Annotated in this window: 20 protein-coding genes; 12 read left to right on the top strand and 8 right to left on the bottom strand. The window is 71.1% G+C overall.

What is annotated here, in order from left to right; all coding sequences use genetic code 11:
* The first annotated feature begins 55 nt into the window (after positions 1–55).
* Positions 56–391: an antibiotic biosynthesis monooxygenase family protein gene (locus ACZ619_RS09160; protein WP_469596134.1), complete on the top strand. Its 336-nt coding sequence runs from the start codon at positions 56–58 to the stop codon at positions 389–391.
* A gap of 313 nt (positions 392–704) precedes the next feature.
* Here the strand turns inward: ACZ619_RS09160 and ACZ619_RS09165 are convergent, their stop codons facing one another.
* The 4 genes from ACZ619_RS09165 to ACZ619_RS09180 form a co-directional block, all read right to left on the bottom strand.
* Complete coding sequence (locus tag ACZ619_RS09165; protein WP_469596136.1) at positions 705–2,015, bottom strand: NAD(P)/FAD-dependent oxidoreductase; 1,311 nt, start codon at positions 2,013–2,015, stop codon at positions 705–707.
* 110 nt (positions 2,016–2,125) lie between these two features.
* Positions 2,126–3,070: an RNA polymerase sigma factor SigJ gene (gene sigJ, locus ACZ619_RS09170; protein WP_469596138.1), complete on the bottom strand. Its 945-nt coding sequence runs from the start codon at positions 3,068–3,070 to the stop codon at positions 2,126–2,128.
* On the bottom strand, positions 3,061–3,327 hold the full coding sequence (locus ACZ619_RS09175; protein WP_469596141.1) for a hypothetical protein: 267 nt from the start codon (positions 3,325–3,327) through the stop codon (positions 3,061–3,063). Before ACZ619_RS09175 ends, sigJ begins: the two co-directional genes overlap by 10 nt.
* 420 nt (positions 3,328–3,747) lie before the next feature.
* Positions 3,748–6,054: a heterodisulfide reductase-related iron-sulfur binding cluster gene (locus tag ACZ619_RS09180; protein ID WP_469596144.1), complete on the bottom strand. Its 2,307-nt coding sequence runs from the start codon at positions 6,052–6,054 to the stop codon at positions 3,748–3,750.
* 224 nt (positions 6,055–6,278) lie between these two features.
* On the opposite strand from ACZ619_RS09180, the gene ACZ619_RS09185 reads away from it, so the two are divergent.
* The 6 genes from ACZ619_RS09185 to ACZ619_RS09210 all read left to right on the top strand — a co-directional run bounded on the left by ACZ619_RS09185 (position 6,279) and on the right by ACZ619_RS09210 (position 13,021).
* On the top strand, positions 6,279–7,298 hold the full coding sequence (locus tag ACZ619_RS09185) for an MraY family glycosyltransferase (RefSeq protein ID WP_469596147.1): 1,020 nt from the start codon (positions 6,279–6,281) through the stop codon (positions 7,296–7,298).
* Positions 7,299–7,392: 94 nt separating this feature from the next.
* Entirely contained in the window at positions 7,393–9,228 is a 1,836-nt protein-coding gene (gene dnaK / locus ACZ619_RS09190) for a molecular chaperone DnaK (RefSeq protein ID WP_469596148.1), read from the top strand.
* On the top strand, positions 9,225–9,881 hold the full coding sequence (grpE, locus tag ACZ619_RS09195) for a nucleotide exchange factor GrpE (protein ID WP_469596151.1): 657 nt from the start codon (positions 9,225–9,227) through the stop codon (positions 9,879–9,881). Before dnaK ends, grpE begins: the two co-directional genes overlap by 4 nt.
* A 45-nt stretch (positions 9,882–9,926) precedes the next feature.
* Complete coding sequence (gene dnaJ, locus ACZ619_RS09200) at positions 9,927–11,105, top strand: molecular chaperone DnaJ (RefSeq protein ID WP_469596153.1); 1,179 nt, start codon at positions 9,927–9,929, stop codon at positions 11,103–11,105.
* Between the two features lie 5 nt (positions 11,106–11,110).
* The gene (locus ACZ619_RS09205; protein WP_046734448.1) at positions 11,111–11,557 is read left to right on the top strand and encodes a heat shock protein transcriptional repressor HspR; all 447 of its coding nucleotides are present in this window, start codon (positions 11,111–11,113) and stop codon (positions 11,555–11,557) included.
* Positions 11,558–11,917: 360 nt separating this feature from the next.
* Positions 11,918–13,021 (top strand): sugar ABC transporter substrate-binding protein, encoded by a 1,104-nt coding sequence (locus ACZ619_RS09210; RefSeq protein WP_469596155.1) that lies wholly within the window; start codon positions 11,918–11,920, stop codon positions 13,019–13,021.
* 84 nt (positions 13,022–13,105) lie between these two features.
* On the opposite strand, the gene ACZ619_RS09215 is transcribed toward ACZ619_RS09210, so the two are convergent.
* The 3 genes from ACZ619_RS09215 to ACZ619_RS09225 are packed head-to-tail and all read right to left on the bottom strand — an operon-like array spanning position 13,106 to position 16,426.
* Positions 13,106–13,948, bottom strand: coding sequence for a transglutaminase family protein (locus tag ACZ619_RS09215; RefSeq protein ID WP_469596157.1), 843 nt, complete (start codon positions 13,946–13,948; stop codon positions 13,106–13,108).
* 1 nt (position 13,949) lies between these two features.
* Complete coding sequence (locus tag ACZ619_RS09220; protein ID WP_469596160.1) at positions 13,950–14,882, bottom strand: alpha-E domain-containing protein; 933 nt, start codon at positions 14,880–14,882, stop codon at positions 13,950–13,952.
* The gene (locus ACZ619_RS09225) at positions 14,879–16,426 is read right to left on the bottom strand and encodes a circularly permuted type 2 ATP-grasp protein (RefSeq protein ID WP_469596163.1); all 1,548 of its coding nucleotides are present in this window, start codon (positions 16,424–16,426) and stop codon (positions 14,879–14,881) included. The genes ACZ619_RS09220 and ACZ619_RS09225 overlap by 4 nt, the downstream gene beginning before the upstream one ends.
* 370 nt (positions 16,427–16,796) lie before the next feature.
* Between ACZ619_RS09225 and ACZ619_RS09230 the strand changes: the two genes are divergently transcribed.
* Complete coding sequence (locus ACZ619_RS09230; protein WP_469596166.1) at positions 16,797–17,837, top strand: helix-turn-helix transcriptional regulator; 1,041 nt, start codon at positions 16,797–16,799, stop codon at positions 17,835–17,837.
* Between the two features lie 13 nt (positions 17,838–17,850).
* Here the strand turns inward: ACZ619_RS09230 and ACZ619_RS09235 are convergent, their stop codons facing one another.
* Positions 17,851–18,882 carry a helix-turn-helix transcriptional regulator gene (locus ACZ619_RS09235; protein WP_469596168.1) on the bottom strand — a complete coding sequence of 344 codons (1,032 nt, stop codon included), beginning with the start codon at positions 18,880–18,882 and terminating at the stop codon, positions 17,851–17,853.
* Positions 18,883–18,984: 102 nt separating this feature from the next.
* Here ACZ619_RS09235 and ACZ619_RS09240 point away from each other — a divergent pair, with 102 nt between their 5' ends.
* The 4 genes from ACZ619_RS09240 (at position 18,985) to ACZ619_RS09255 (ending at position 22,931) form a co-directional block, all read left to right on the top strand.
* The gene (locus ACZ619_RS09240; protein WP_469596169.1) at positions 18,985–19,176 is read left to right on the top strand and encodes a hypothetical protein; all 192 of its coding nucleotides are present in this window, start codon (positions 18,985–18,987) and stop codon (positions 19,174–19,176) included.
* 53 nt (positions 19,177–19,229) lie between these two features.
* On the top strand, positions 19,230–19,526 hold the full coding sequence (locus ACZ619_RS09245) for a Rieske (2Fe-2S) protein (RefSeq protein ID WP_167449907.1): 297 nt from the start codon (positions 19,230–19,232) through the stop codon (positions 19,524–19,526).
* A 344-nt stretch (positions 19,527–19,870) separates the two neighbouring features.
* Positions 19,871–22,492 carry an ATP-dependent chaperone ClpB gene (clpB, locus tag ACZ619_RS09250; protein WP_469596172.1) on the top strand — a complete coding sequence of 874 codons (2,622 nt, stop codon included), beginning with the start codon at positions 19,871–19,873 and terminating at the stop codon, positions 22,490–22,492.
* Positions 22,493–22,769: 277 nt separating this feature from the next.
* Complete coding sequence (locus tag ACZ619_RS09255; RefSeq protein WP_469596175.1) at positions 22,770–22,931, top strand: hypothetical protein; 162 nt, start codon at positions 22,770–22,772, stop codon at positions 22,929–22,931.
* The last annotated feature ends 79 nt before the right edge of the window (positions 22,932–23,010 follow it).

Below are 23,010 nucleotides of genomic sequence, written 5' to 3' on the forward strand. Positions count from 1 at the left end.
CGCACATGGTCCAGATCAGGGGTCCAGTCGGGCCCCGTTTGACGAGAGGTGTCATGTGCCTAGCGTAGTAAAAATCAACGTACTGACCGTGCCGGCGGAGCAGCGCGAGACGCTGGAGAAGCGGTTCGCCTCGCGGGCGCACGCCGTGGAGGGTTCCGACGGGTTCGAGTGGTTCGAGCTGCTGCGGCCGGTCGAGGGCACCGAGCAGTACCTGGTGTACACGCGGTGGCGGGACGAGGAGTCGTTCCAGGCGTGGATGGAGGGGCCGATGAAGGCGGCGCACCAGGGCGGTGGTGGTGAGGAGCGCGGCGAGAAGCCGAGGCCCGCCGCGTCGGGTTCGACCCTGTGGTCCTTCGAGGTCGTGCAGCAGGCCGAGCCCAAGAAGGGCTAGTCCGGTCCCGGCTCACCTTCCGGCGGTGGCCCGGCGTACGGCGGCGATGAGCGGGCCGAGGGCCGAGGGCCGGCAGGGCGGCGAGGGGCGCGCAGCCGTGGGTGAGCGTGGTGACGGAGGCGGCGCCGGCGACCAGCAATGGGCCGTCGGCGCCGTGGACAGTACGCCGCCCGGCCCGGGCAGCATGCCGGCCCGGGCGGCATGCCGGGCCGGGCCGGGCGGCATGTCTGACGGGGTGTGCAGGCCCGGACCGTCGTCGTGGTGCGGGCCCCGGCCGGTGGCGGCCAGGGCCAGGGCCCGGGGGCGGGGGGCTTCAGCCGACCGTCTCCCTCGTGCGGACCTGCTCCTTCCGTACGACGCGGCGGCGCCGGGTGGGGATTGCGAGCAGCGGGTTGGCGACCGCCCAGGCCGCGCCCTTGCAGATCACTTCCTTGTAGACGGCGGCGAGCCGTCCGGTCAGGGCCGCCCGGACCGCGCGGTCGTCGGCGGTGACGTACTGGATCAGGCCATCCCTGCGGCCCAGCGAGATGCACTGGTTGAAGTAGCGCAGCGGTGTCCTCGGCAGCTTCCCGCCGGTCAGACGGGCCGCGATGGCGTCGGCGGCCTGCCACGCCATGGGGGTGCCGGTGGCGCAGGACATCCGCAGCGGCCTGTCGCCGGGGCCGGTCGCCTGTGCCGCGTCGCCGACGGCGTACACGTCCGGGTGCGAGACCGAGCGCATGGTGCCGTCGACCACGATCCGGCCGCTGCCGGAGACCTCCAGGGCGGTGGTCCGGGCGAGGGGGTGGGCGGCGAAGCCGGTGGTCCACACGGTGACCGCGGCCGGGACGGCGGTGCCGTCGGCGGTGGTGACGCGGTCGTCCTCGACGGCGGTGACGTCGGTGTGCTCGTGCACGGTGACGCCGAGCCCGGTGAGGACCTTGCGCAGATGCGCCCGGCCCTTGGGGGAGAGCCAGTCGCCGAGGCCGCCGCGGGCGGCGAGCGCCACGTCGAGGTCCGGGCGGGCCTCGGCGATCTCGGACGCGGCCTCCAGACCGGTCAGGCCGCCGCCGACCACCAGCACCGGCTGCCCGGCGTCCAGGCCGGCCAGGCGCTCGCGCAGCCGCAGCGCGCCGGGGCGGCTCGCGACCTGGTGGGCGTGGTCGGCGGCGCCGGGGACACCGTGGTCGTGCCCGCCGCTGCCGAGGGCGTACACGAGGGTGTCGTACGACAGCTCCGCCGAGCCGCCGGGAACACCACCGGCCGTCACGCCTGCCGTCGTCCCGGCCGTCACGCCTGTCGTCTCGCCTGTCGTCTCACCGGTCGTGCTGTCGAGGGTGACCGTCCTGCGGTCCACGTCCACGGCGGTGACGCGGGCGATCCGCAGCTCGACGCCGGTGCCCGCGAACATCTCGGCGAAGGGCCGGGACCGCAGCTCCTGGCCGGTCGCGAGCTGGTGCATCCGGACGCGTTCGACGAAGTCGGGTTCGGCGTTGACGAGGGTGATGGCGACGTCGTCGCGGTGCAGCCGTGCGGCCAGCCGCCCGGCGGCGATCGCTCCGGCGTATCCGGCCCCGAGGACGACGACACGGTGCCGCGCGTCCGGCGCGGCGGGGGTGTTCGGCGTGTTCGGCGTGTTCGACATGTCCGTGCTCCTGCCCATCGGCTCTTCAGCGGGTCGCCCCTTGAACCGGGCGGCCCGCCGATTCCTGACAGGAACGCGCTGTGAACCACGTCACACCTGCGTGGCGGGTGTCAGAAGAGCGTGAGCAGCGGGTCTCCGTGGTCCGTGGCCGCCCACCGCCGCGTCGCCCGTTCGAGCTTGTCGGGGTTGACCTGGTTGCGGAACGCGGCGATGCCCTCGGGGGTGATCTCCAGGCACATCACGCCGAAGACCCGGCCGCCGACGACCGCGACGAGCGCCGGGCCGCCGTTGACGGTGGCCGTGTACATCCCGGCCGGGCCGCCGGCCAGCGCGCGCTGGGCCGGGCCCGGCTTGAACAGGCCCCGCATGAACTTCGCGACCGCGAGCGCGCCCTCGAAGGCCCTGGCACGGGCCGGGACCTTGCCGCCGCCGTCGCCGATCGCCACGGCGTCCTGGGTGAGCAGCCGTACCAGCGGCTCGGTGCGGCCGCTGGTGGCGGCGGCGAGGAACTCGTCGATGATCCGCCGGGCGGCGGCCTCGTCGACCTCGCTGCGGGCCCTGCCCTGCGCGACGTGCTTCCTGGCCCGGTGGAAGGTCTGCTGGCTGGCGGCCTCGCCGATGTCGAGGATCTCGGCGATCTCGCGGTGCGAGTAGGCGAAGGCCTCCCGCAGCACGTACACCGCCCGCTCGCCCGGGGAGAGCCGCTCCAGCACGGCGAGCACCGCGTACGACACCGACTCGCGCTGTTCCGCGGTGTCGGCGGGGCCGAGCATCGGGTCGCCGGCCAGCAGCGGCTCGGGGAGCCACTCACCGACGTAGGTCTCGCGGCGCGCGCGGGCCGAGGTGAGCTGGTTGAGGCACAGGTTGGTGAGCACCTTGGTCAGCCAGGCCTCGGGGACCTCGATCCGGCCGGTGTCCGCCGCCTGCCAGCGCAGGAACGTCTCCTGTACGGCGTCCTCTGCCTCGCTCGCCGAGCCGAGCAGGCGGTAGGCGATGGCCTCCAGGCGCCCCCTGGACGCCTCGAACCGGTCCACGTCCTGCACGGTCAGCGCCATGGCCCGGATCCTAGCCCCCGCCGCGCGCCGGGCCGCGGTCGGATCAGCCGGAACAGGTCGGCGGCGGCGTGCACGTCGGTGAGGTCCTCGACGGAGCGGAGGTTGTCGCACAGGGCCTCCAGGACGGAGTCGGCGGCGGCGACGCGCGGGGCGCCGACCGCGATCCCGAAGACCCGGAAGCCCAGCCGGCGCTTGGCCTCGCGCCAGCCGCGCATCCACTCCTCGGTGACACCGCGGTCGTCGTCGGTGATCATCACGATGTCGCCGCGCGTCCGGGCGGTGTCGTCGAACTCCTCCGCGAGCAGCTCGCCGGCCGCCGTGAGGGGGGTCTGGTAGCTGGTGCCGCCGCCGAGGAAGGCCTCCGCGAAGTCGAGGACCCGGTCGGTGCCGGCGGGCCATCCGCCGGAAACGGCCGATGAGTTCGGCCCACTCCGGCAGCCGCCCGGAGCGCAGCCGCTCGGCCGCGTCCTGTCCGTCCGGTGCCTTGCCCACGCTCGACTCCCTCTCCGTCCCGCTCCGTCGGCCGAGGAAGCGGAACCTCGTGCCCCGAACCGATGACGAACCGGCTGGGCGTGCGGGGGAGTTGGGTCCCGAGGGAGGGTTCGGGGCCGGTGGAAGACGGACGCCCCCGAACCCTTGCGGGGTCGGGGGCGTCCGGTACGCGTGCGGGGCGCGGGCTACTTCACCGGCTCCGGTTCCGGTGCGCTCTCCTGCTCCGTCTCGCCGGCCGGGTCGACCGGGGTGCGGACCGAGTCGAGGAGCAGCTGGGCCACGTCCACGACCTGGACGGACTCCTTGGCCTTGCCCCCCGCGGCGGAGCCGCTGTCCGCTGCCGCCTTCTTGCCGTTGACCGAGTCGGTGAGCATGACCAGACAGAACGGGCAGGCGGTCGAGATGATGTCGGGATTGAGGGACAACGCCTCGTCGACGCGCTCGTTGTTGATGCGCTTGCCGATCCGCTCCTCCATCCACATCCGGGCGCCGCCGGCGCCGCAGCAGAAGCCGCGTTCCTTGTGGCGGTGCATCTCCTCGTTCCTGAGGCCCGGGACGCTCGCGATGATCTCGCGCGGGGGCGTGTAGATCTTGTTGTGGCGGCCCAGGTAGCAGGGGTCGTGGTAGGTGATGATGCCCTCGACCGGAGTGACGGGGACGAGCTTGCCCTCGTCGACGAGGTGCTGGAGCAGCTGGGTGTGGTGGATGACCTCGTAGTCGCCGCCGAGCTGCGGGTACTCGTTGCCGAGGGTGTTGAGGCAGTGCGGGCAGGTGGCGACGATCTTCTTCGCCGACTTCGGCTTGCGGGACTCCGCGGTGACCTTGCCGTCGTCGTCCAGTTCCTCGCCGAACGCCGTGTTCAGCGCCATGACGTTCTCCATGCCGAGCTCCTGGAACAGGGGCTCGTTGCCGAGGCGGCGGGCGGAGTCGCCGGTGCACTTCTCGTCGCCGCCCATGATCGCGAACTTGACGCCCGCGATGTGCAGCAGCTCGGCGAAGGCCTTGGTGGTCTTCTTGGCGCGGTCCTCCAGGGAGCCGGCGCAGCCGACCCAGTAGAGGTACTCGACCTCGGTGAGGTCCTCGATGTCCTTGCCGACGACGGGGACCTCGAAGTCGACCTCCTTGAGCCACTCCAGGCGCTGCTTCTTGGCCAGGCCCCAGGGGTTGCCCTTCTTCTCCAGGTTCTTGAGCATCGTGCCCGCCTCGGACGGGAACGCGGACTCGATCATCACCTGGTAGCGGCGCATGTCGACGATGTGGTCGACGTGCTCGATGTCGACGGGGCACTGCTCGACGCAGGCGCCGCAGGTGGTGCAGGACCACAGGACGTCGGGGTCGATGACGCCGTTCTCCTCGGCGGTCCCGATCAGCGGGCGCTCGGCCTCGGCGAGAGCGGCCGCGGGGACGCCGGCCAGCTGCTCCTCGGGCGCCTTCTCCTCGCCCTCGGCACTCTTGCCGCCGCCCGCGAGCAGGTAGGGCGCCTTGGCGTGGGCGTTGTCCCGCAGGGACATGATCAGCAGCTTGGGGGAGAGCGGCTTGCCGGTGTTCCAGGCGGGGCACTGGGACTGGCAGCGGCCGCACTCGGTGCAGGTGGAGAAGTCCAGCAGGCCCTTCCAGGAGAACTGCTCGACCTGGGAGACGCCGAAGACGTCGTCGTCACCGGGGTCGGTGAAGTCGATCGGCTTGCCGCCGGAGGCCATCGGGAGCAGCGCGCCGAGGGCCGTGCCGCCGGCCGCGTCGCGCTTGAACCAGATGTTCGGGAAGGCCAGGAACCGGTGCCAGGCCACGCCCATGTCGGTCTTCAGGGCGACCGTGATCATCCAGATGAAGGAGGTCGCGATCTTCAGGCCGGCGAAGAAGTAGGTGAGGTTCTGGAGCGTGGAGACGTCCAGGCCCGCGAGCTGGTGGACCACCGGGTACGAGATGAAGAAGGAGGCCTCGTAGGAGTCCACGTGGTGCTGGGTGCCCTCCAGCGCGTGCAGCATGAAGATGCAGACGCCGACGACCAGGATGACCGTCTCGACGAAGTAGGCCTGGCCGAAGTTGGAGCCGGCGAAGCGGGACTTGCGGCCCGGCCGGTCCGGCCTGCTCAGCTGGCGGATCACGATCAGCACCAGGATGCCGAGGACCGTCATGGTGCCGATGAACTCGACGAAGACGTTGTACGGCGCCCAGTCGCCGATGACCGGCAGGATCCAGTCGGCCTGGAAGAGCTGGCCGACGGCGTTGACGATCGTCAGCAGGAGGGAGAAGAAGCCGACCGCGACGAACCAGTGCGCGACGCCGACGATGCCCCAGCGGTTCATCCGGGTGTGTCCGAGGAACTCCCGGACCACCGTGACGGTGCGCTGGACGGGCTCGTCGGTACGGGTTCCGGCGGGCACGTTCTGGCCGAGCCGCATGAAGTTGTAGATCTGCACGATGGCGCGGGCGAACAACGCCACGCCAACGACGATCAGAACCAGCGACACGATGATCGCGGCGAGTTGCATGGGGGCTCCTCGGGCCTGCGAGGGGTCTCTTCGGGTCTCTTCGCGAGGGTTCCCGAAATTACTAAGCGGTAACTTATGCAGTCCGTCTGAGACTACCCGCATCTTTACTCGCACTGTAGCCAGGTACGGAGTGATCTGGATCGCTGAGGCCCGCCTGACCGCCGCCCCGCAAGCCGATCGTGTTATTCGTACAGAATTGTTACATTCGGGTCTAATTTGGACCTGTGCTCTACGGGATCGCCGCCGCCACCGCCGCCCTGCTCCTCGCCGCCGTCCTCGCCGCCCTGATCCGGCCGCCCGCGCTGCGGCTCGGACTCGTGGACCGCAGGCGCGCGCGGCCCGTGCCCGCGCTGGGCGGACTCGCCGTCGCCGGCGCGACCTGCCTGGTCGCGGGGGCCGGGGACTGGAGCGGGGTGGCGCCGCTCGGGGCCGGCGTCGGCGAGCTGCTGCTGGCCGGCGGCGCGGTCGCGCTGCTCGGGCTGGTCGGTGACGTGTGGCGGCTCAAGACGCGCTTCCTGCTGCTCGGTACGGCGGTGGCGGCCGCCTTCGTGGTGCCGTACGGGGAGTCCGGGGTGGCGGGCGGGGTGCTGGCCGCCGGCTGGGTCGCCTTCGTCGCCGTCGCCTTCAAGGGGCTCGACCACGCGGACGGGCTCGCCGGGACCGTGGGGGTGGTGACCGCCTTCGGGGTCGGGGCCTGTGCCGCCGCCGAGGTGCTGGACGGGCTCGCCGTGCTGCTGAGCGTGCTGGCCGCCGCGCTCACCGGGTTCCTGATGCACAACTGGCATCCCGCGCGCGTCGCCCTCGGTGCCTCCGGCTCGCTCTTCGCCGGGTTCGTGCTGGCCACCGCGGCGCTGCTGACCCGTACCGGGCACGACCCGGTCACCGGCGCGGGCGTGCTGTTCGCGCTCACCGCGGTCGCGAGCGCCGACGTCGTCCTCGTGCTCCTGTCGCGGCCGCTGGCCGGCCGGCCCGTGCTGCGGCGCGGGCCCGACCACCTCGCGCACCGGCTGCGGCGGCTCGGGCTCACCCCGCAGGGCGCGGTCGTCGTGCTCGGCGTCGCGGCCTTCGCCGGGGTGCTCGCGGCGGTGCTCGTGCACATCGGCTGGATCGGCTCCGCAACCGTCGCCTGGGTCTCCGGCGTCACCCTCGTCGCCGTCCTCGTACTCCTTCGGGTGCCTGTCTATGGCGCCAGGCGTCCTGCGTCGACGCAGGTCAGCGGCCAGTTGCGTGTAAGGAACGGATAAGACTTGAGTCTTCACGACTCAGGTCTGTTGACCCACGGCGAAGCGTGGTGCACACTTGAGCCCGTTCCACTCAAGTCAGCTGGAGGAAATCACCATGGCACGTGCGGTCGGCATCGACCTGGGCACGACTAACTCCGTCGTCAGCGTTCTTGAAGGCGGCGAGCCCACCGTCATCACCAACGCCGAGGGTGCCCGGACCACGCCGTCCGTCGTCGCCTTCGCGAAGAACGGCGAGGTTCTGGTCGGCGAGGTCGCCAAGCGCCAGGCGGTCACCAACGTGGACCGGACCATCCGCTCCGTGAAGCGGCACATGGGCACGGACTGGAAGATCGAGCTCGACGGCAAGAGCTTCAACCCGCAGCAGATGAGCGCCTTCATCCTGCAGAAGCTCAAGCGCGACGCCGAGGCGTACCTGGGCGAGAAGGTGGCCGACGCGGTCATCACCGTCCCCGCGTACTTCAACGACTCCGAGCGCCAGGCGACGAAGGAGGCCGGCGAGATCGCGGGCCTGAACGTCCTGCGCATCGTCAACGAGCCCACGGCGGCCGCGCTCGCGTACGGCCTCGACAAGGACGACCAGACGATCCTCGTCTTCGACCTCGGTGGCGGCACCTTCGACGTGTCCCTCCTGGAGATCGGCGACGGCGTCGTCGAGGTGAAGGCCACCAACGGCGACAACCACCTCGGTGGTGACGACTGGGACCAGCGCGTCGTCGACTACCTGGTCAAGCAGTTCGCGGCCGGCCACGGCGTGGACCTCGGCAAGGACAAGATGGCCCTCCAGCGCCTCCGCGAGGCCGCCGAGAAGGCCAAGATCGAGCTGTCGTCCTCCACGGAGACCTCGATCAACCTGCCGTACATCACCGCCTCCGCCGAGGGCCCCCTGCACCTCGACGAGAAGCTCACCCGCGCCCAGTTCCAGCAGCTGACCGCGGACCTCCTGGAGCGCTGCAAGACCCCGTTCCACAACGTCATCAAGGACGCCGGCATCCAGCTCGGCGAGATCGACCACGTCGTCCTCGTCGGCGGCTCCACCCGTATGCCCGCCGTCGCCGAGCTCGTCAAGGAGCTGACCGGCGGCAAGGAGGCCAACAAGGGTGTGAACCCGGACGAGGTCGTCGCCATCGGCGCCTCGCTCCAGGCCGGTGTCCTCAAGGGCGAGGTCAAGGACGTCCTGCTCCTCGACGTGACCCCGCTGTCCCTCGGCATCGAGACCAAGGGCGGCATCATGACCAAGCTCATCGAGCGGAACACGACGATCCCGACCAAGCGGTCCGAGATCTTCACCACCGCCGAGGACAACCAGCCCTCCGTGCAGATCCAGGTCTACCAGGGCGAGCGCGAGATCGCGGCGTACAACAAGAAGCTCGGCATGTTCGAGCTGACCGGTCTGCCGCCGGCCCCGCGCGGTGTCCCGCAGATCGAGGTCTCCTTCGACATCGACGCCAACGGCATCATGCACGTGACCGCGAAGGACCTGGGCACGGGCAAGGAGCAGAAGATGACCGTCACCGGCGGCTCCTCGCTGCCGAAGGACGAGGTCGACCGCATGCGCCAGGAGGCCGAGCAGTACGCGGAGGAGGACCACCGCCGCCGCGAGGCCGCCGAGACCCGCAACCAGGGCGAGCAGCTCGTCTACCAGACCGAGAAGTTCCTCAAGGACAACGAGGACAAGGTCCCGGGCGAGATCAAGACCGAGGTCGAGGAGTCCATCGCCGAGCTGAAGGAGAAGCTCAAGGGCGAGGACACCGCCGAGATCCGCACCGCCACCGAGAAGGTCGCGGCCGTCTCCCAGAAGCTGGGCCAGGCCATGTACGCCGACGCCCAGGCCTCGGGTGCCGCCGCCGGCGGTGCCCCCGCCGGTGACGCGGCCGACGACGTGGTGGACGCCGAGATCGTCGACGACGAGCGCAAGGACGGTGCCGCGTGACGGAGGAGACCCCGGGCTTCGAGGAGAAGCCCGACGTCCCCTCCGGCGCCACCCCCGACGACGCCGAGCCGAAGGCCGCCCCCGCACAGGGGGCGGCCCCGGCCGGGGACTCAAGCGCACAGCTGGCCGGCCTGACGGCCCAGCTGGACCAGGTACGCACCGCGCTCGGCGAGCGCACCGCGGACCTCCAGCGCCTGCAGGCCGAGTACCAGAACTACCGCCGCCGCGTGGAGCGCGACCGGGTCACGGTCCGGGAGATCGCCATCGCGAACCTCCTGACCGAACTCCTGCCCGTGCTCGACGACATCGGCCGCGCCCGGGAACACGGCGAGCTGGTCGGCGGTTTCAAGTCGGTGGCCGAGTCGCTGGAGACGGTCGCGGCGAAGATGGGCCTGCAGCAGTTCGGCAAGGAGGGCGAGCCCTTCGACCCGACGATCCACGAGGCGCTGATGCACAGCTACGCGCCGGACGTCACCGAGACGACGTGCGTGGCGATTCTGCAGCCCGGGTATCGCTTCGGCGAGCGCACCATCCGCCCCGCGCGGGTGGCGGTCGCGGAACCGCAGCCGGGGGCGACCCCGGTGAAGGCCGAGGGGACCGAGGAGGCCCCCGCGGCGGCGGACGAGAAGGACAACGGCCCTGAGGAGGGCTGACGTCGTAGACAACAGGCGGATCACCGGGAAGGGGGCGCGTCGGGGATGAGCACCAAGGACTTCATCGAGAAGGACTACTACAAGGTCCTCGGCGTCCCCAAGGACGCCACCGAGGCCGAGATCAAGAAGGCGTACCGGAAGCTCGCCCGCGAGTTCCACCCGGACGCCAACAAGGGCAACGCCAGGGCCGAGGAGCGCTTCAAGGAGATCTCCGAGGCGAACGACATCCTCGGCGACCCCAAGAAGCGCAAGGAGTACGACGAGGCCCGCGCCCTCTTCGGCAACGGCGGGTTCCGCCCGGGGCCGGGCGCGGGCGGCGGCAACTTCAACTTCGACCTGGGCGACCTCTTCGGGGGCAACGCCCAGGGCCAGGGCGGCTTCGGCGGAGGCGGCGGCGGCTTCAGCGACGTCCTCGGGGGCCTGTTCAACCGGGGCGGGGGCGCGGGCCAGCGCCCCCAGCCCAGGCGTGGCCAGGACATCGAGTCCGAGGTCACGCTGAGCTTCACGGAGGCCATCGAGGGCGCCACGGTCCCGCTGCGGATGTCCTCGCAGGCCCCCTGCAAGGCCTGTTCGGGCACCGGCGACGCGAACGGCACGCCCCGGGTGTGCCCGACCTGCGTCGGCACCGGCCAGGTGGCGCGGGGATCGGGCGGCGGCTTCTCGCTCACCGACCCCTGCCCGGACTGCAAGGGCCGCGGTCTGATCGCGGAGAACCCCTGCGTGGACTGCAAGGGCAGCGGGCGTGCCAAGTCGTCCCGGACCATGCAGGTCCGCATCCCCGCCGGGGTGACGGACGGGCAGCGCATCCGGCTGCGCGGCAAGGGCGCGCCGGGCGAGCGCGGCGGCCCGGCCGGCGACCTGTACGTGATGGTCCACGTGGACGGCCACCCGGTGTTCGGCCGCAAGGAGGACAACCTCACGGTGACCGTCCCGGTGACCTTCACCGAGGCCGCGCTCGGCGGCGAGGTCAGGGTCCCGACCCTGGGCGGACCGCCGGTCACCCTCAAGCTGCCGCCGGGCACACCCAACGGGCGGACCATGCGCGCCCGGGGCAAGGGCGCGGTCCGCAAGGACGGCACCCGCGGAGACCTGTTGGTCACCGTCGAGGTGAGTGTTCCGAAGGACCTGTCGGGGAAGGCTCGTGACGCGCTGGAGGCGTATCGCGAGGCGACCGCGGGTGAGGACCCGCGGGCCGAGCTGTTCGAGGCCGCGAAGGGAGCATGACAGAGATGGACGGCCGTCGACGTAATCCGTATGAACTGACCGAGGAGACCCCGGTCTACGTCATCTCGGTGGCGGCCCAGCTCTCCGGACTGCACCCGCAGACGCTGCGCCAGTACGACCGTCTCGGCCTGGTCTCCCCGGACCGCACGGCCGGGCGGGGCCGTCGCTACTCGGCCCGTGACATCGAACTGCTCCGTCAGGTGCAGGCGCTGTCGCAGGACGAGGGCATCAACCTGGCCGGCATCAAGCGCATCATCGAACTGGAGAACCAGGTCGTCGCGCTCCAGCAGCGTGTCGCCGAACTCCAGGCGGCGGTCGACGGCGCGGCGGCCGCGATGCAGCAGCGTGAGGCCGCCGTGCACGCCTCCTACCGCCGCGACCTGGTCCCGTACCAGGAGGTCCAGCAGACCAGCGCGCTGGTGGTGTGGCGGCCGAAGAAGGCCAAGGACTAGGCGCACCCGTACGCGAGGGAAGGGCCCGGAGGACTCTCCGGGCCCTTCCCGTCGTTCCGGCCGTCCCGCCGGTCGTCCTGGCCGTCCCGCCGGTCGTCCTGGCCGTCGCCGATGTCGGCCCGTGAGGAACCGCGTTGGCCGTGACGATCTTCGTCTGCGCGTGAACTCCCTTTGGTGCAGGCCCCGTAAAGGGTGTTTGGAGGCGGTTCCGCTCAATCTTCACAGGTGCTGCGGAGAGTGGTGTTGCGCACTCGTTAAGTGATTCCGCTTGACGCCGGGTGCGGCTGACGCGTTGGCTTTTCAGACCCCTGGGTCGCAGAGCAGCCCCACGTCCGGAACGCACCTGAAGTGAGCCCCCGAATGCGTCGAATAGCCATGTTTGTGGCCGCGTCCACGATGACCCTCTCGCTCGCCGGGTGCGGGCTCAACGCGACGGGGTCCTCGACGTCCGCGAGCCCGACCAAGGGCAATGACGTGAAGGTCGGCATCCTGATGCCGGACATCATCAACACCCGGTACACGAACTTCGACTACCCGATCATGAAGGCGAAGATCGCGGAGCTCACCGACAACGAGGGCCAGGTCGAGTACGCCAACGCCGGGTCGTCCGCCGCCAAGCAGGCGACGCAGATGCAGAAGATGATCGACGACAAGGTCGACGTGATCATCCTCGACTCGGTCGACGCGCACGGCATCGCGAAGTCGGTGAAGAAGGCCAAGGAGGCGGGCGTCCCGGTCATCGCCTACGACCGCCTCGCCGAGGGCCCGATCGACTCCTACGTCTCCTTCGACAACGAGCTCGTGGGCGAGGTGCAGGCCCGCACCCTGCTGGAGGCGCTCGGCTCCGAGGTCGACACCTCCGACAAGGTCGTCATGGTCAACGGCTCGCCGACCGACCCGAACGCCAAGCAGTTCAAGACGGGCGCCGTGTCCGAGCTGAACGGCAAGGTGACCATCGCGGCCAGCTACGACACCAAGGACTGGGACCCGGTGATCGCCCAGAAGGAGGTCACCAAGGCGGTCGAGACGATCGGCAAGGACAACATCGCCGCGGTCTACTCCGCCAACGACGCCATGGCGGGCGGCATCGTCAAGGCCCTCAAGAACGCCGGCGTCACCACCATGCCGCCCATCACCGGGCAGGACGCCGACCTCGACGCCATCCAGCGGATCCTCATCGGCGAGCAGTACATGACCGTCTACAAGCCCTACCCGGACGAGGCCGAGGCCGCCGCCGAGATGGCCGTCTACAAGGTGCAGGGCAAGGACATCCAGTTCGACGCCCTCACCCAGGACCAGGTGGACAGCCCCACCAACAAGGACATCCCGTCCCAGCTGGTGCAGGTCAGCGCCGTGACGAAGAGCAAGATCAAGGACACCGTCGTCGCCGACGGCATCTTCAAGGTCTCGCAGATCTGCACCGCCGCCTACAAGACCGCGTGCGCGGCGGTGGGCCTCAAGTAGCCGGGGCGGGCCCGCGGACAGCGGGCGCCGCCGGCAACGTCGTCCCGCGCCCCGGACCAGCCCCGGGGCGCGGGACGACGCCGTTCAGGCGACCCTGGTGAACTCCACGCTCACCTCCGGGGCGCCGCCGGGGACCCCGCGGTAGACGCCCTTGTGCGGGGTCACGTCGTCGTAGTCCCGGCCCCGGCCCACGACCACGTGGTCCTCCCCGGCCCGCGCCCGGTTCGTCGGGTCGTACCCGCACCACTCGCCCGCCCAGTACTCGACCCAGGCGTGGCTCTGCCCGGCGACGGGCCGGTGCAGCTCCGCCTCCCGCTCCGGGTGCAGGTATCCCGAGACGTACCGGGTCGGCAGGCCGAGGCCGCGCAGCAGGGCGACCGTCAGATGCGTGATGTCCTGGCAGACGCCCGCCCGCTGGGCCCACGCCTGAGCGGGCGAGGTGTTCACCCCGGTCACCCCGGGCAGGTACGCCACCCGGTCGGCGACCATCCCGGAGACGGCCACCGCGGCCTCGTGCGGCCCCAGCCCGGCGGCGGCGCCCAGCGCCTTGCGCACCAGCTTCCCCGGCACCGACGTACGGGCCGTGCCGGCCGTGAACTCCAGCAGCCGTGACCCGCCCGCCCGTTCGGCCAGCTCGTCCCAGTCCGGCGGCTCGGGCAGCGGCCCCGGCGCCGACGTCTCCACCAGGCTCGACGCGGTGATCGTCAGGTCCCCGTGCGGCTCCAGCAGGTCGAAGCCGGTGACTTGGGTGCCCCAGTAGTCCCAGTACGACCAGACGGACGTCGCCGGACTGACGGTGACCCGCGCGTCCAGCGTCGTCTGCCCCGGCAGGGTCAGCGGGGTCATCCGGACCTCGTTGTGCGAGGAGGCCGCGGGCTGCGCGTACGCGACGCGGGTGGTGTGCTCGATGCGGAGGCGACGGGCCATGTCACGCTCCTTCCTGGGCCCACTCGACGGGCCCCTGGTACGGGAAGAACCGCTCCGCGACCGCGTCGGCGGACGCCATGCAGGCCTGCTGCAGATCGCGCAGCAGCACCGGCAGCTGGCCCTCCAGGGCGTGCGTGTCCAGGTACTCGAGACGGGTGCGCACCCGCCCGACCGGCGAGCGCGCCGGGTCCTGGCGGGGCCGGCCGAGCGCGGCCAGGCACTCCTCGGCCGTGGTCAGCGCGTGCAGCGCCGAGCGCGGGAAGTCCCGGTCCAGGAGCAGGAACTCGGCGACGCGCGGGGTGTCCCCGAACCCGTTGTGGATCCGCGCGAACGCCTCGTCGGCCCCGCTGGCGCTGAGCAGCGTCGGCCAGTCCGGGGCGTGCGGCGCGTCCAGCACCCGGACCGCCAGCAGCCGTACGGTCATGTCCACCCGTTCCAGGCTCCGGCCGAGGACCACGAACCGCCAGCTGTCGTCGCGGCTCATGGTGGAGTCGGCGAGGCCGAAGAAGAGGGCGGCCCGGCGCCGTACCAGCTCCAGGTAGGCGTACGGGCCCGTACGGCGGGCCGCCAGGCGCTGGTCGGCCAGGGCGTGCCAGGTGGAGTTGAGGCACTCCCACATCTCCGAGGAGACGGCCTCACGGGCGCTGCGGGCGTTCAGCCGGGCCGCGCCCAGGGCGCCCTCGATCGCCCCGGTCGAGCGGGCGTCGAAGGCCAGCTGGTCCAGCACCTGCTGCATGTCGACGCGCTCGGGGCCCGCGTCGACGCCGAGGATCGCGTACAGCGACCGGCAGGCGGCGTCCTCGTCGCGCCAGGGGTCCTCCAGCATGCGGTGCAGGTAGGCGTCGAGGATGCGGCCGGTGGCGTCGGCGCGCTCGACGTACCGGCCGGTCCAGGTCAGTGCCTCGGCGATACGGGAGAGGATCACGTCGTTCACTGCTGCTGCGCTCCTTCCGGTACGTCGGGACGGCTGCCGTCGGGGCCCAGGCGGCGCGGGGCGACCTCGGGGATCGGGCCGGCGGGGGCCGGGGCCGGGCGCTCGGCGGGGCCCTCGGCGAGCACCCAGGTGTCCTTGGAGCCGCCGCCCTGGCTGGAGTTGACGATCAGGTTGCCCTCCTGGAGGGCGACCCGGGTCAGACCGCCGGGCAGCACCCAGATGTCGTCGCCGTCGTTCACGGCGAACGGGCGCAGGTCAATGTGGCGCGGTGCCAGGCGTTCACCCGCGAGGGTGGGAGAGGTGGAGAGGGCGACCGGGCGCTGGGCGATGAAGCCGCGCGGGTCGGCCACGAGGGCTTTGCGAGTGCGTTCCAGAGTCTCCGCGTCGGCCTTCGGCCCGATCACGATGCCCTGCCCGCCGGCCCCGTCGACCGGCTTCACCACCAGCTGGTCGAGCTGGTCGAGAACCGCCTCCAACTGCCCTGGTTCATCCGGGCGGTAGGACTCCACGTTGGGGAGAATCGGTTCCTCTCCGAGGTAGTAGCGGATCAGGTCCGGGACGTACGTGTAGAGCAGCTTGTCGTCCGCGATGCCGTTGCCGACGGCGTTCGCGAGTGTGACGTGACCGGCGATGGCGGCGCTCAGGATGCCGGGGCAGCCGATCACCGAGTCGGGGCGGAAGTGCAGCGGGTCGAGGAAGTCGTCGTCCAGGCGCCGGTACACCACGTGCACGGGCACCTCGCCGCGCGTGGTCCGCATCCACACCCGGTTGTTGCGGCACACCAGGTCGTGCCCCTCGACCAGCTGCACGCCCATCAGCCGGGCCAGCAGCGCGTGCTCGAAGTACGCGGCGTTGCTCGGTCCCGGGGTGAGCACCACCACCCGGGGGTCGCTCGCCGCCCCGCCGGGCGCGGCGGCGCGCAGCGCGGCCAGCAGCCGCCCCGCGTACCCGTCCACCGGCAGCACGTGCTGCTCGGCGAAGAGCGAGGGGAAGACCCGGGTCATCGCCCTGCGGTTCTCGATGACGTACGACACCCCGCTCGGCACCCGCACGTTGTCCTCCAGCACCCGGAAGGCGCCGGCCTCGTCCCGGACCAGGTCGATTCCGGCCACGTGGACGCGCACCCCGCCGGGCGGCTCGACCGCGTGGGCCGCCCGGTGGAAGTGCGGCGAGGAGAGCAGCAGCCGCCAGGGCACCACCCCGTCCTCGAAGGCCCGGGCGTGCCCGTAGGCGTCGGCGAGATACGCCTCCAGCGCCCTGACCCGCTGGGCGACGCCTCTGCGTACGAGATCCCACTCCAGCGCGTCGAGGATCCTGGGCACCAGGTCCAGCGGCCAGGGCCGTTCCTCGCCCGCGAAGGCGTAGGTCACGCCGCGGTCGGTGAAGGCGCGGGCCATCTGGTCCGCGCGGAAGCGCAGTTCACTCGGCTCGATCGGCTGGAGCGCCGCCAGTACCGGCTCGTAGGCGGTCCTGACCTCACCCGGCCGCACAAACATCTCGTCCCACGCGTCGGCCAACGCGTATGCGTCAAATATGTCCGCCATGAGGGGACGTTAGAGCGGGCACGTAACACGGCGATCACCGGCGGATTTCGGCGTTCCGCACGGTCCGCCGCGCCCCGCGCCCGGGGTCGCGGCACCCCGCAACGTACCGCCTCCGCAGGCGCGTTGCGCGGGTGCCCAGCCGGTCGCGGGCGCCGGCCGCAGCGCTCGCCGGCGCCGGTGCGGGGCGGCCCCGGCGGCGCCGTCCACGACCTGCCGTCCCGTGCGCGGACGGGGTCGTGACGGCCGGAAGATACCGGGCCGTACCGGTGCGAAAAGGCGCCCCGGGTGCGGGCAGCCGTGTTGCGGACCCGGTCCGGACCGCTCATAGTTGCGCTGCGGAAGAGGCAGCAAACCGGGGGTGGAATGGGCGATGGCCGGGCACGGGGCGGAGGAGCATCCACACGGAGCCGACCGACTGTGCGCCGCCGGGGACCGCGTGTACTCCCGGGCCGTGCGCCGGGGCCGGGTGGCGCGCACGGACGCCGACGCGGTGCCGTGTCTGCTGGAGCTGGCGCTGCTGCACCCGGACCCCGACGACATGGACTGGCTGGTGCCGACGGCGCCGCAGGAGGTCATGACCCGGCTGCTGCGCGGGGTCTACGACGAGGTCACGGACAGCCAGCGGCGGGTGGGTTCGGCGGTCGCGGCGTTCGAGTGGTACGCCGGTCTGGGGCGGCAGTTGCAGGCCGCGTCCGCCTCCGAGGGCACCGCGTCGATCCGGGTCCTGGACGGGCTGTCGCGGATCCAGGCGGCGATGGACGAGGCGACCGAGGCGTGCACGCGTGAGGTGCTGACCGTGCAGCCCGGCGGGATCCGCCGCGAGGCGGAACTCACCGAGGGGCTGCACCGGGCGCTGGCACTGCGCGGCCGGGGCGTGCGGATGCGCGACCTGTACACGCATGTCGCCCGGCACGGCCAGGGCCTGCTCAACTACCTGGAGCTGATGGGCGACACGGTGGAGGCCAGGACCCTCGACGAGGTCATCGACCGGCTGATCCTCTTCGACCGCACGGTCGCCTTCATCCCCGCGAACACCGACCGCACGATGGCCCTGGAGCTGCGCCACCCCGCCCTGGTCGAGTACCTGGTCACGGTCTTCGAGCGGCTCTGGCGCCTGGCCATCCCGCTGACCGTCCCGCTCCCCGACACCGGCATCGAGGGCATCTCGCACCGGGAGCAGTCCATCGCGGCGCTGCTCGCCGAGGGCCACCAGGACGCCGTCATCGCCGAGCGCCTCGGCATCAGCGTGCGCACCTGCCGGGCTCACATCGCCCGGCTCTCCGAGACCCTCGGCGCGGCCAGCCGGACCCAGTTGGGCGTGCGGATCGCGCAGGTGGGGCTGGACGGACCGGCGGGCGGCGACCCGGCCGTGGCCGGCCCGCCCGACCAGGGCTCCCGGAGCGTCGGGTGAGCCGGCCGGGCCGTCAGCGGGTGCCGCTCTCCTCGGGGATCGTCTGCTCCAGGATCCCGGACTGGGCTATCAGATAGCCGAGCTGGGCGCGGCTGCCGCTGCCGAGGGACTGCGCCAGCTTGGCGATGTGGGCCCGGCAGGTCCGTACGTTCATCCCCAGCCGGCGCGCGATGGCCTCGTCCACGTGGCCCTCGACCAGGAGTTTGGCGATGGAGTGCTGGATCTCCGTGATGCCCTCGGCGTCGACCGCGTACGGGCCGCCGGTGCTCATCGGGACCGCCCGGTCCCACAGGTACTCGAAGACCTTCAGCAGGTAGCGGACCAGGCCCGGGTGGCGCAGCTCCAGGGCGATCCGCTGGTCTTCGCGGGCGGGGATGAAGGCGACCGTCTCGTCGACGATGATCAGGCGCTCGACCAGCTCGTCGATGGTGCGGTACTCGAACTTGCCGTCGGAGAGCTGGGCGGCGTAGGCCAGTTTCTCCGGGTTGTAGCGGGCGGTGTGCTGATACAGGCTGCGGACCTTCACACCTCGCTCGATCAGGTGGCGATCCCGTTCGAGCCCCTGCAACAGGCTGTTCTCGGAGATACGGTCGGACGGCTGCACGGTGAGGATCTCGGACTGGGACTGCGCGGTGGCCAGGTTGAGGGCCGCGTTGATCCGCTCGCCGCCCTCCAGCACGGTGATCGCGTCGCCCCGCGTGCCCGCCTCCGGGCCGATCGCCATGAACGGCTCGAAGATCTGGGCCAGTTCGACCGACAGCTGTCTGCGTTCGGCGATCTCCCGCTCGATGGGGCCGAGCCGGCGGGTCAGGGCGACGGCGGGCGAGACCGGGCGCAGCCAGTCCGGGTCGTCGGGGTCGGGGTGGAGGAGACCGAACTCCATCAGGCAGGGGGCTGTCTCGGCGTCGGCACGGGCGACGCGTCCCGTACGCAGAGCAATGGCGTAAAGGCGGCTGCCTTCGTCGCACATCTCGACCACAGCGTGAGGATGTGTACCTTTTATCCTCTTGGTCGCCAATTCTCCACCCCCCAGGGTCCTGAACATGCAGGAACATGATGCACTGATTGTGTGGCCACCACGTGCCCGAATGAGCCATCGTCTTACGTGACGGGGGAGAGGGCCCTTCAAGTGAGGATGAAGCCGACTATGCGTAACAGACTGCTTCGCTCGACGCTTGCCGTCGCGTTCGCAGCCCTGGTGGCCGTGGGGGTGGCGAGCGGCGTCTCCGGCGCGAAGGGCGGTGCTCAGGCCGTTACCGAGTGGCCCTCGTCGGGCAAGACCTCCGTCCAGGCCGTCACCGAGTGGCCTGCGGTGGCGCTCGGCAGCACGGCAGACTGAGTTCAGGAGCTGACGTGACCACCCCACCGGACGACAGATCCTTCCGCCGCGAGATGGCTACCGCCTACCGCTCCGGCTGGCACTTCATCGACCTGGTCACCGCCATCCCCCACAGCGGCGACTCGCTGATGGTGACCGTCTTCGGTGAGCCGGTCGTCGTCACGCGGGACGAGGACGAGGACGTACGGGCCTACCGGTGTCTGCGCAAGCCCCGCGGTGCGCCGCAGCCGGTGCGCTGCGCGATCCGGTACGGAATGATTTTCGTGAATCTGGACCAACGGGACCACCGGCTGGCTGAGCCGGACGTGCCCGACGTGAGGACCATCTCGGCCACCCCCCGCAGTGCCTGACGCGATTCCCCCGTCGTAAAAAGATCGCTCAGGTGCTTCCCCCCGCAGCGGCGTCACCGTGACCTGAACACGGTGACGCCGCTGCAGTTTTCGGGGGACATTTCTGTTTATCCGGCGGATTCGGCCAGTTTTCACGGTGGCTGAAACCCGTCGTCGGAACGGGGTGTTCGCCCCGAGGTGCCGCCCGGCCCCCCGAAGGTTCTCCTCGGGGGGCTCTGCTGTGCGCGGAAACGGCTCCCTCTCACACCTTGAGTGGAATAGACTCAAGTTTGTGTACGTTGGCCGAGTCAGACTGGGACCAGCGACTGGGATCAGCACTGGGGACGTAGGAGGAGAACGCGAACGTGGACGCCGAGCTGACCAACAGGAGCCGGGACGCGATCAACGCGGCCAGCAACCGCGCCGTGACCATGGGGCACCCGGACCTCACCCCCGCCCACCTGCTGCTTGCTCTGCTGGCCGGGCAGGACAACGAGAACATCACCGACCTGCTCGCGGCCGTCGACGCCGACCAGGCCGCCGTCCGCCAGGGTGCCGAGCGCGTGCTGGCCGCGCTGCCCAGCGTGACCGGCTCCACGGTCGCGCCCCCGCAGCCCAGCCGTGAACTGCTCGCGGTCCTCGCCGACGCCGGGCAGCGCGCCAAGGACCTCGGCGACGACTTCGTCTCCACCGAGCACCTGCTCATCGGCATCGCCGCGAAGGGCGGCGCGGCCGGCGAAGTGCTCGACCGCCAGGGCGCCACCGCGAAGAAGCTGGCGGAGGCCTTCCAGAAGACGCGCGGCGGGCGCCGGGTGACCACCGCCGACCCCGAGGGCCAGTACAAGGCGCTGGAGAAGTTCGGCACCGACTTCACCGCCGCCGCCCGCGACGGCAAGCTGGACCCGGTCATCGGACGCGACCAGGAGATCCGCCGGGTCGTGCAGGTGCTGTCCCGCCGCACCAAGAACAACCCCGTGCTCATCGGCGAGCCCGGCGTCGGCAAGACCGCCGTCGTCGAGGGCCTCGCCCAGCGGATCGTCAAGGGGGACGTGCCCGAGTCCCTGAAGGACAAGCGGCTGGTCGCGCTCGACCTGGGCGCCATGGTCGCCGGGGCCAAGTACCGGGGCGAGTTCGAGGAGCGGCTCAAGACCGTCCTCGCGGAGATCAAGGACTCCGACGGCCAGGTCATCACCTTCATCGACGAGCTGCACACGGTCGTCGGCGCGGGCGCCGGCGGCGACTCCGCCATGGACGCCGGCAACATGCTGAAGCCGATGCTGGCGCGCGGCGAACTGCGCATGGTCGGCGCGACCACGCTCGACGAGTACCGCGAACGCATCGAGAAGGACCCGGCGTTGGAGCGCCGCTTCCAGCAGGTGCTGGTCGCCGAGCCCACGGTGGAGGACACGATCGCCATTCTCCGTGGCCTGAAAGGGCGGTACGAGGCCCACCACAAGGTTCAGATCGCCGACAGCGCGCTGGTGGCCTCGGCCACCCTCTCCGACCGCTACATCACCTCCCGTTTCCTCCCCGACAAGGCCATCGACCTCGTCGACGAGGCGGCCTCCCGGCTCCGTATGGAGATCGACTCCTCGCCCGTCGAGATCGACGAACTCCAGCGCTCCGTGGACCGGTTGAAGATGGAGGAGCTGGCGCTGGAGAAGGAGACCGACCCGGCCTCCCGGGAGCGCCTGGAGAAGCTGCGCCGCGACCTCGCCGACAAGGAGGAGGACCTGCGCGGCCTCAACGCCCGCTGGGAGCGCGAGAAGCAGTCCCTGAACCGGGTCGGCGAGCTGAAGGAGAAGCTCGACGAACTGCGCGGCACGGCCGAACGCGCCCAGCGCGACGGCGACTTCGACACCGCGTCCAAGCTGCTGTACGGCGAGATCCCGCAGCTGGAGAAGGAGCTGGAGGCGGCGTCCGAGGCCGAGGAGGAGACGTCCCGGGACACCATGGTCAAGGACGAGGTCGGCTCCGACGACATCGCGGACGTGGTCGCGGCCTGGACCGGCATCCCGGCCGGCCGGCTGATGGAGGGCGAGACCCAGAAGCTGCTCCGCATGGAGGACGAGCTGGGCCGCCGGCTGATCGGCCAGACCGAGGCCGTACGGGCCGTCTCCGACGCCGTCCGCCGCTCCCGCGCGGGCATTGCCGACCCCGACCGCCCCACCGGCTCCTTCCTCTTCCTCGGCCCGACGGGCGTGGGCAAGACCGAACTGGCCAAGGCGCTCGCCGACTTCCTCTTCGACGACGAGCGGGCCATGGTCCGCATCGACATGTCGGAGTACAGCGAGAAGCACAGCGTGGCCCGGCTGGTCGGCGCCCCGCCCGGCTACGTCGGCTACGAGGAGGGCGGCCAGCTCACGGAGGCGGTCCGCCGCCGCCCGTACACGGTCGTCCTGCTCGACGAGGTGGAGAAGGCCCACCCCGAGGTCTTCGACATCCTCCTCCAGGTGCTGGACGACGGCCGGCTCACCGACGGCCAGGGCCGCACGGTCGACTTCCGCAACACCATCCTGATCCTCACCTCGAACCTGGGCAGCCAGTACCTGGTCGACCCGGTCCCCGGCGAGGAGGAGAAGAAGCGGCAGGTCCTGGAGGTCGTCCGGGCCTCCTTCAAGCCGGAGTTCCTGAACCGCCTGGACGACCTGGTGGTCTTCTCCGCCCTCGCCAAGGACGAACTGGCCCGGATCGCCCGGCTCCAGATCGACCGGCTGGCCAAGCGCCTCGCCGACCGCCGGCTCGGCCTGGAGATCACCCCCGAGGCGCTGGCCTGGCTCGCCGAGGAGGGCAACGACCCGGCCTACGGCGCCCGCCCGCTGCGCCGCCTCGTCCAGACCGCCATCGGCGACCGCCTGGCCAAGGAGATCCTGTCCGGCGAGATCAAGGACGGCGACACGGTCCGGGTGGACCAGTTCGGGGAGGGCCTGATCGTGGGCCCGGTGACCCCGGAGAGCCCCACCGAACGCACCGATAAGACCCTGTGACGAACACGAGAACCGATCAGGCCCGTCACCCGTGTGGGTGACGGGCCTGTGCATGCCTGTACGGAGGGATCAAGATCGGGCAGAGAGAGGCATTTGCGCGGTTCACTTGTTCACGAGAGCGGGAATGGGGTCTGGTTCGTCGAGAAGAGCGCGCGGACCGGTGCCTCCGAGCTGTATCCGCACTCTCCTCGTTGTCTGCGGCAGCAAGGAGGCCGAGCGGCGTACTTCCAGGGCCTGCGCGAGCACCTGCGTAATCCTGCGGTCTCCGTCGTCGTACGTGGCAAGGTACGACAAGACGCGTCTCGGCTTCGCCGCCTGCCGGGAAGGCCGCCGCGTCGCTGCGGAACGGGCCCGCGCGCTCGATCCCACCGGTGAGGAGCACACGCGCAACCACTCGACCGGCGTCTGGCGCCTCATCGGGAGGATCGAGGAACGGTGAGCGGCTGGTGCTGTCAGCCCACGGCTTAAGCGGCGGCCGGGGTTGCCACTCCCCTCCCCGTATGAGGGAGGATGGCGGG

The sequence above is a fragment of the Streptomyces sp. NPDC104367 genome (assembly GCF_055583825.1).

Excerpts from the sequence above, each read along its gene's own strand:
- ACZ619_RS09180 (WP_469596144.1), bottom strand. The coding sequence starts at position 6,054 with ATGCAACTCGCCGCGATCATCGTGTCGCTGGTTCTGATCGTCGTTGGC.
- ACZ619_RS09210 (WP_469596155.1), top strand. The coding sequence starts at position 11,918 with ATGCGTCGAATAGCCATGTTTGTGGCCGCGTCCACGATGACCCTCTCG.
- ACZ619_RS09205 (WP_046734448.1), top strand. The coding sequence starts at position 11,111 with ATGGACGGCCGTCGACGTAATCCGTATGAACTGACCGAGGAGACCCCG.
- ACZ619_RS09165 (WP_469596136.1), bottom strand. The coding sequence starts at position 2,015 with ATGTCGAACACGCCGAACACGCCGAACACCCCCGCCGCGCCGGACGCG.
- ACZ619_RS09245 (WP_167449907.1), top strand. The coding sequence starts at position 19,230 with ATGGCTACCGCCTACCGCTCCGGCTGGCACTTCATCGACCTGGTCACC.
- sigJ (WP_469596138.1), bottom strand. The coding sequence starts at position 3,070 with ATGGCGCTGACCGTGCAGGACGTGGACCGGTTCGAGGCGTCCAGGGGG.
- dnaJ (WP_469596153.1), top strand. The coding sequence starts at position 9,927 with ATGAGCACCAAGGACTTCATCGAGAAGGACTACTACAAGGTCCTCGGC.
- ACZ619_RS09225 (WP_469596163.1), bottom strand. The coding sequence starts at position 16,426 with ATGGCGGACATATTTGACGCATACGCGTTGGCCGACGCGTGGGACGAG.
- ACZ619_RS09230 (WP_469596166.1), top strand. The coding sequence starts at position 16,797 with ATGGCCGGGCACGGGGCGGAGGAGCATCCACACGGAGCCGACCGACTG.
- ACZ619_RS09235 (WP_469596168.1), bottom strand. The coding sequence starts at position 18,882 with ATGTTCAGGACCCTGGGGGGTGGAGAATTGGCGACCAAGAGGATAAAA.
- ACZ619_RS09240 (WP_469596169.1), top strand. The coding sequence starts at position 18,985 with ATGCGTAACAGACTGCTTCGCTCGACGCTTGCCGTCGCGTTCGCAGCC.
- dnaK (WP_469596148.1), top strand. The coding sequence starts at position 7,393 with ATGGCACGTGCGGTCGGCATCGACCTGGGCACGACTAACTCCGTCGTC.
- ACZ619_RS09215 (WP_469596157.1), bottom strand. The coding sequence starts at position 13,948 with ATGGCCCGTCGCCTCCGCATCGAGCACACCACCCGCGTCGCGTACGCG.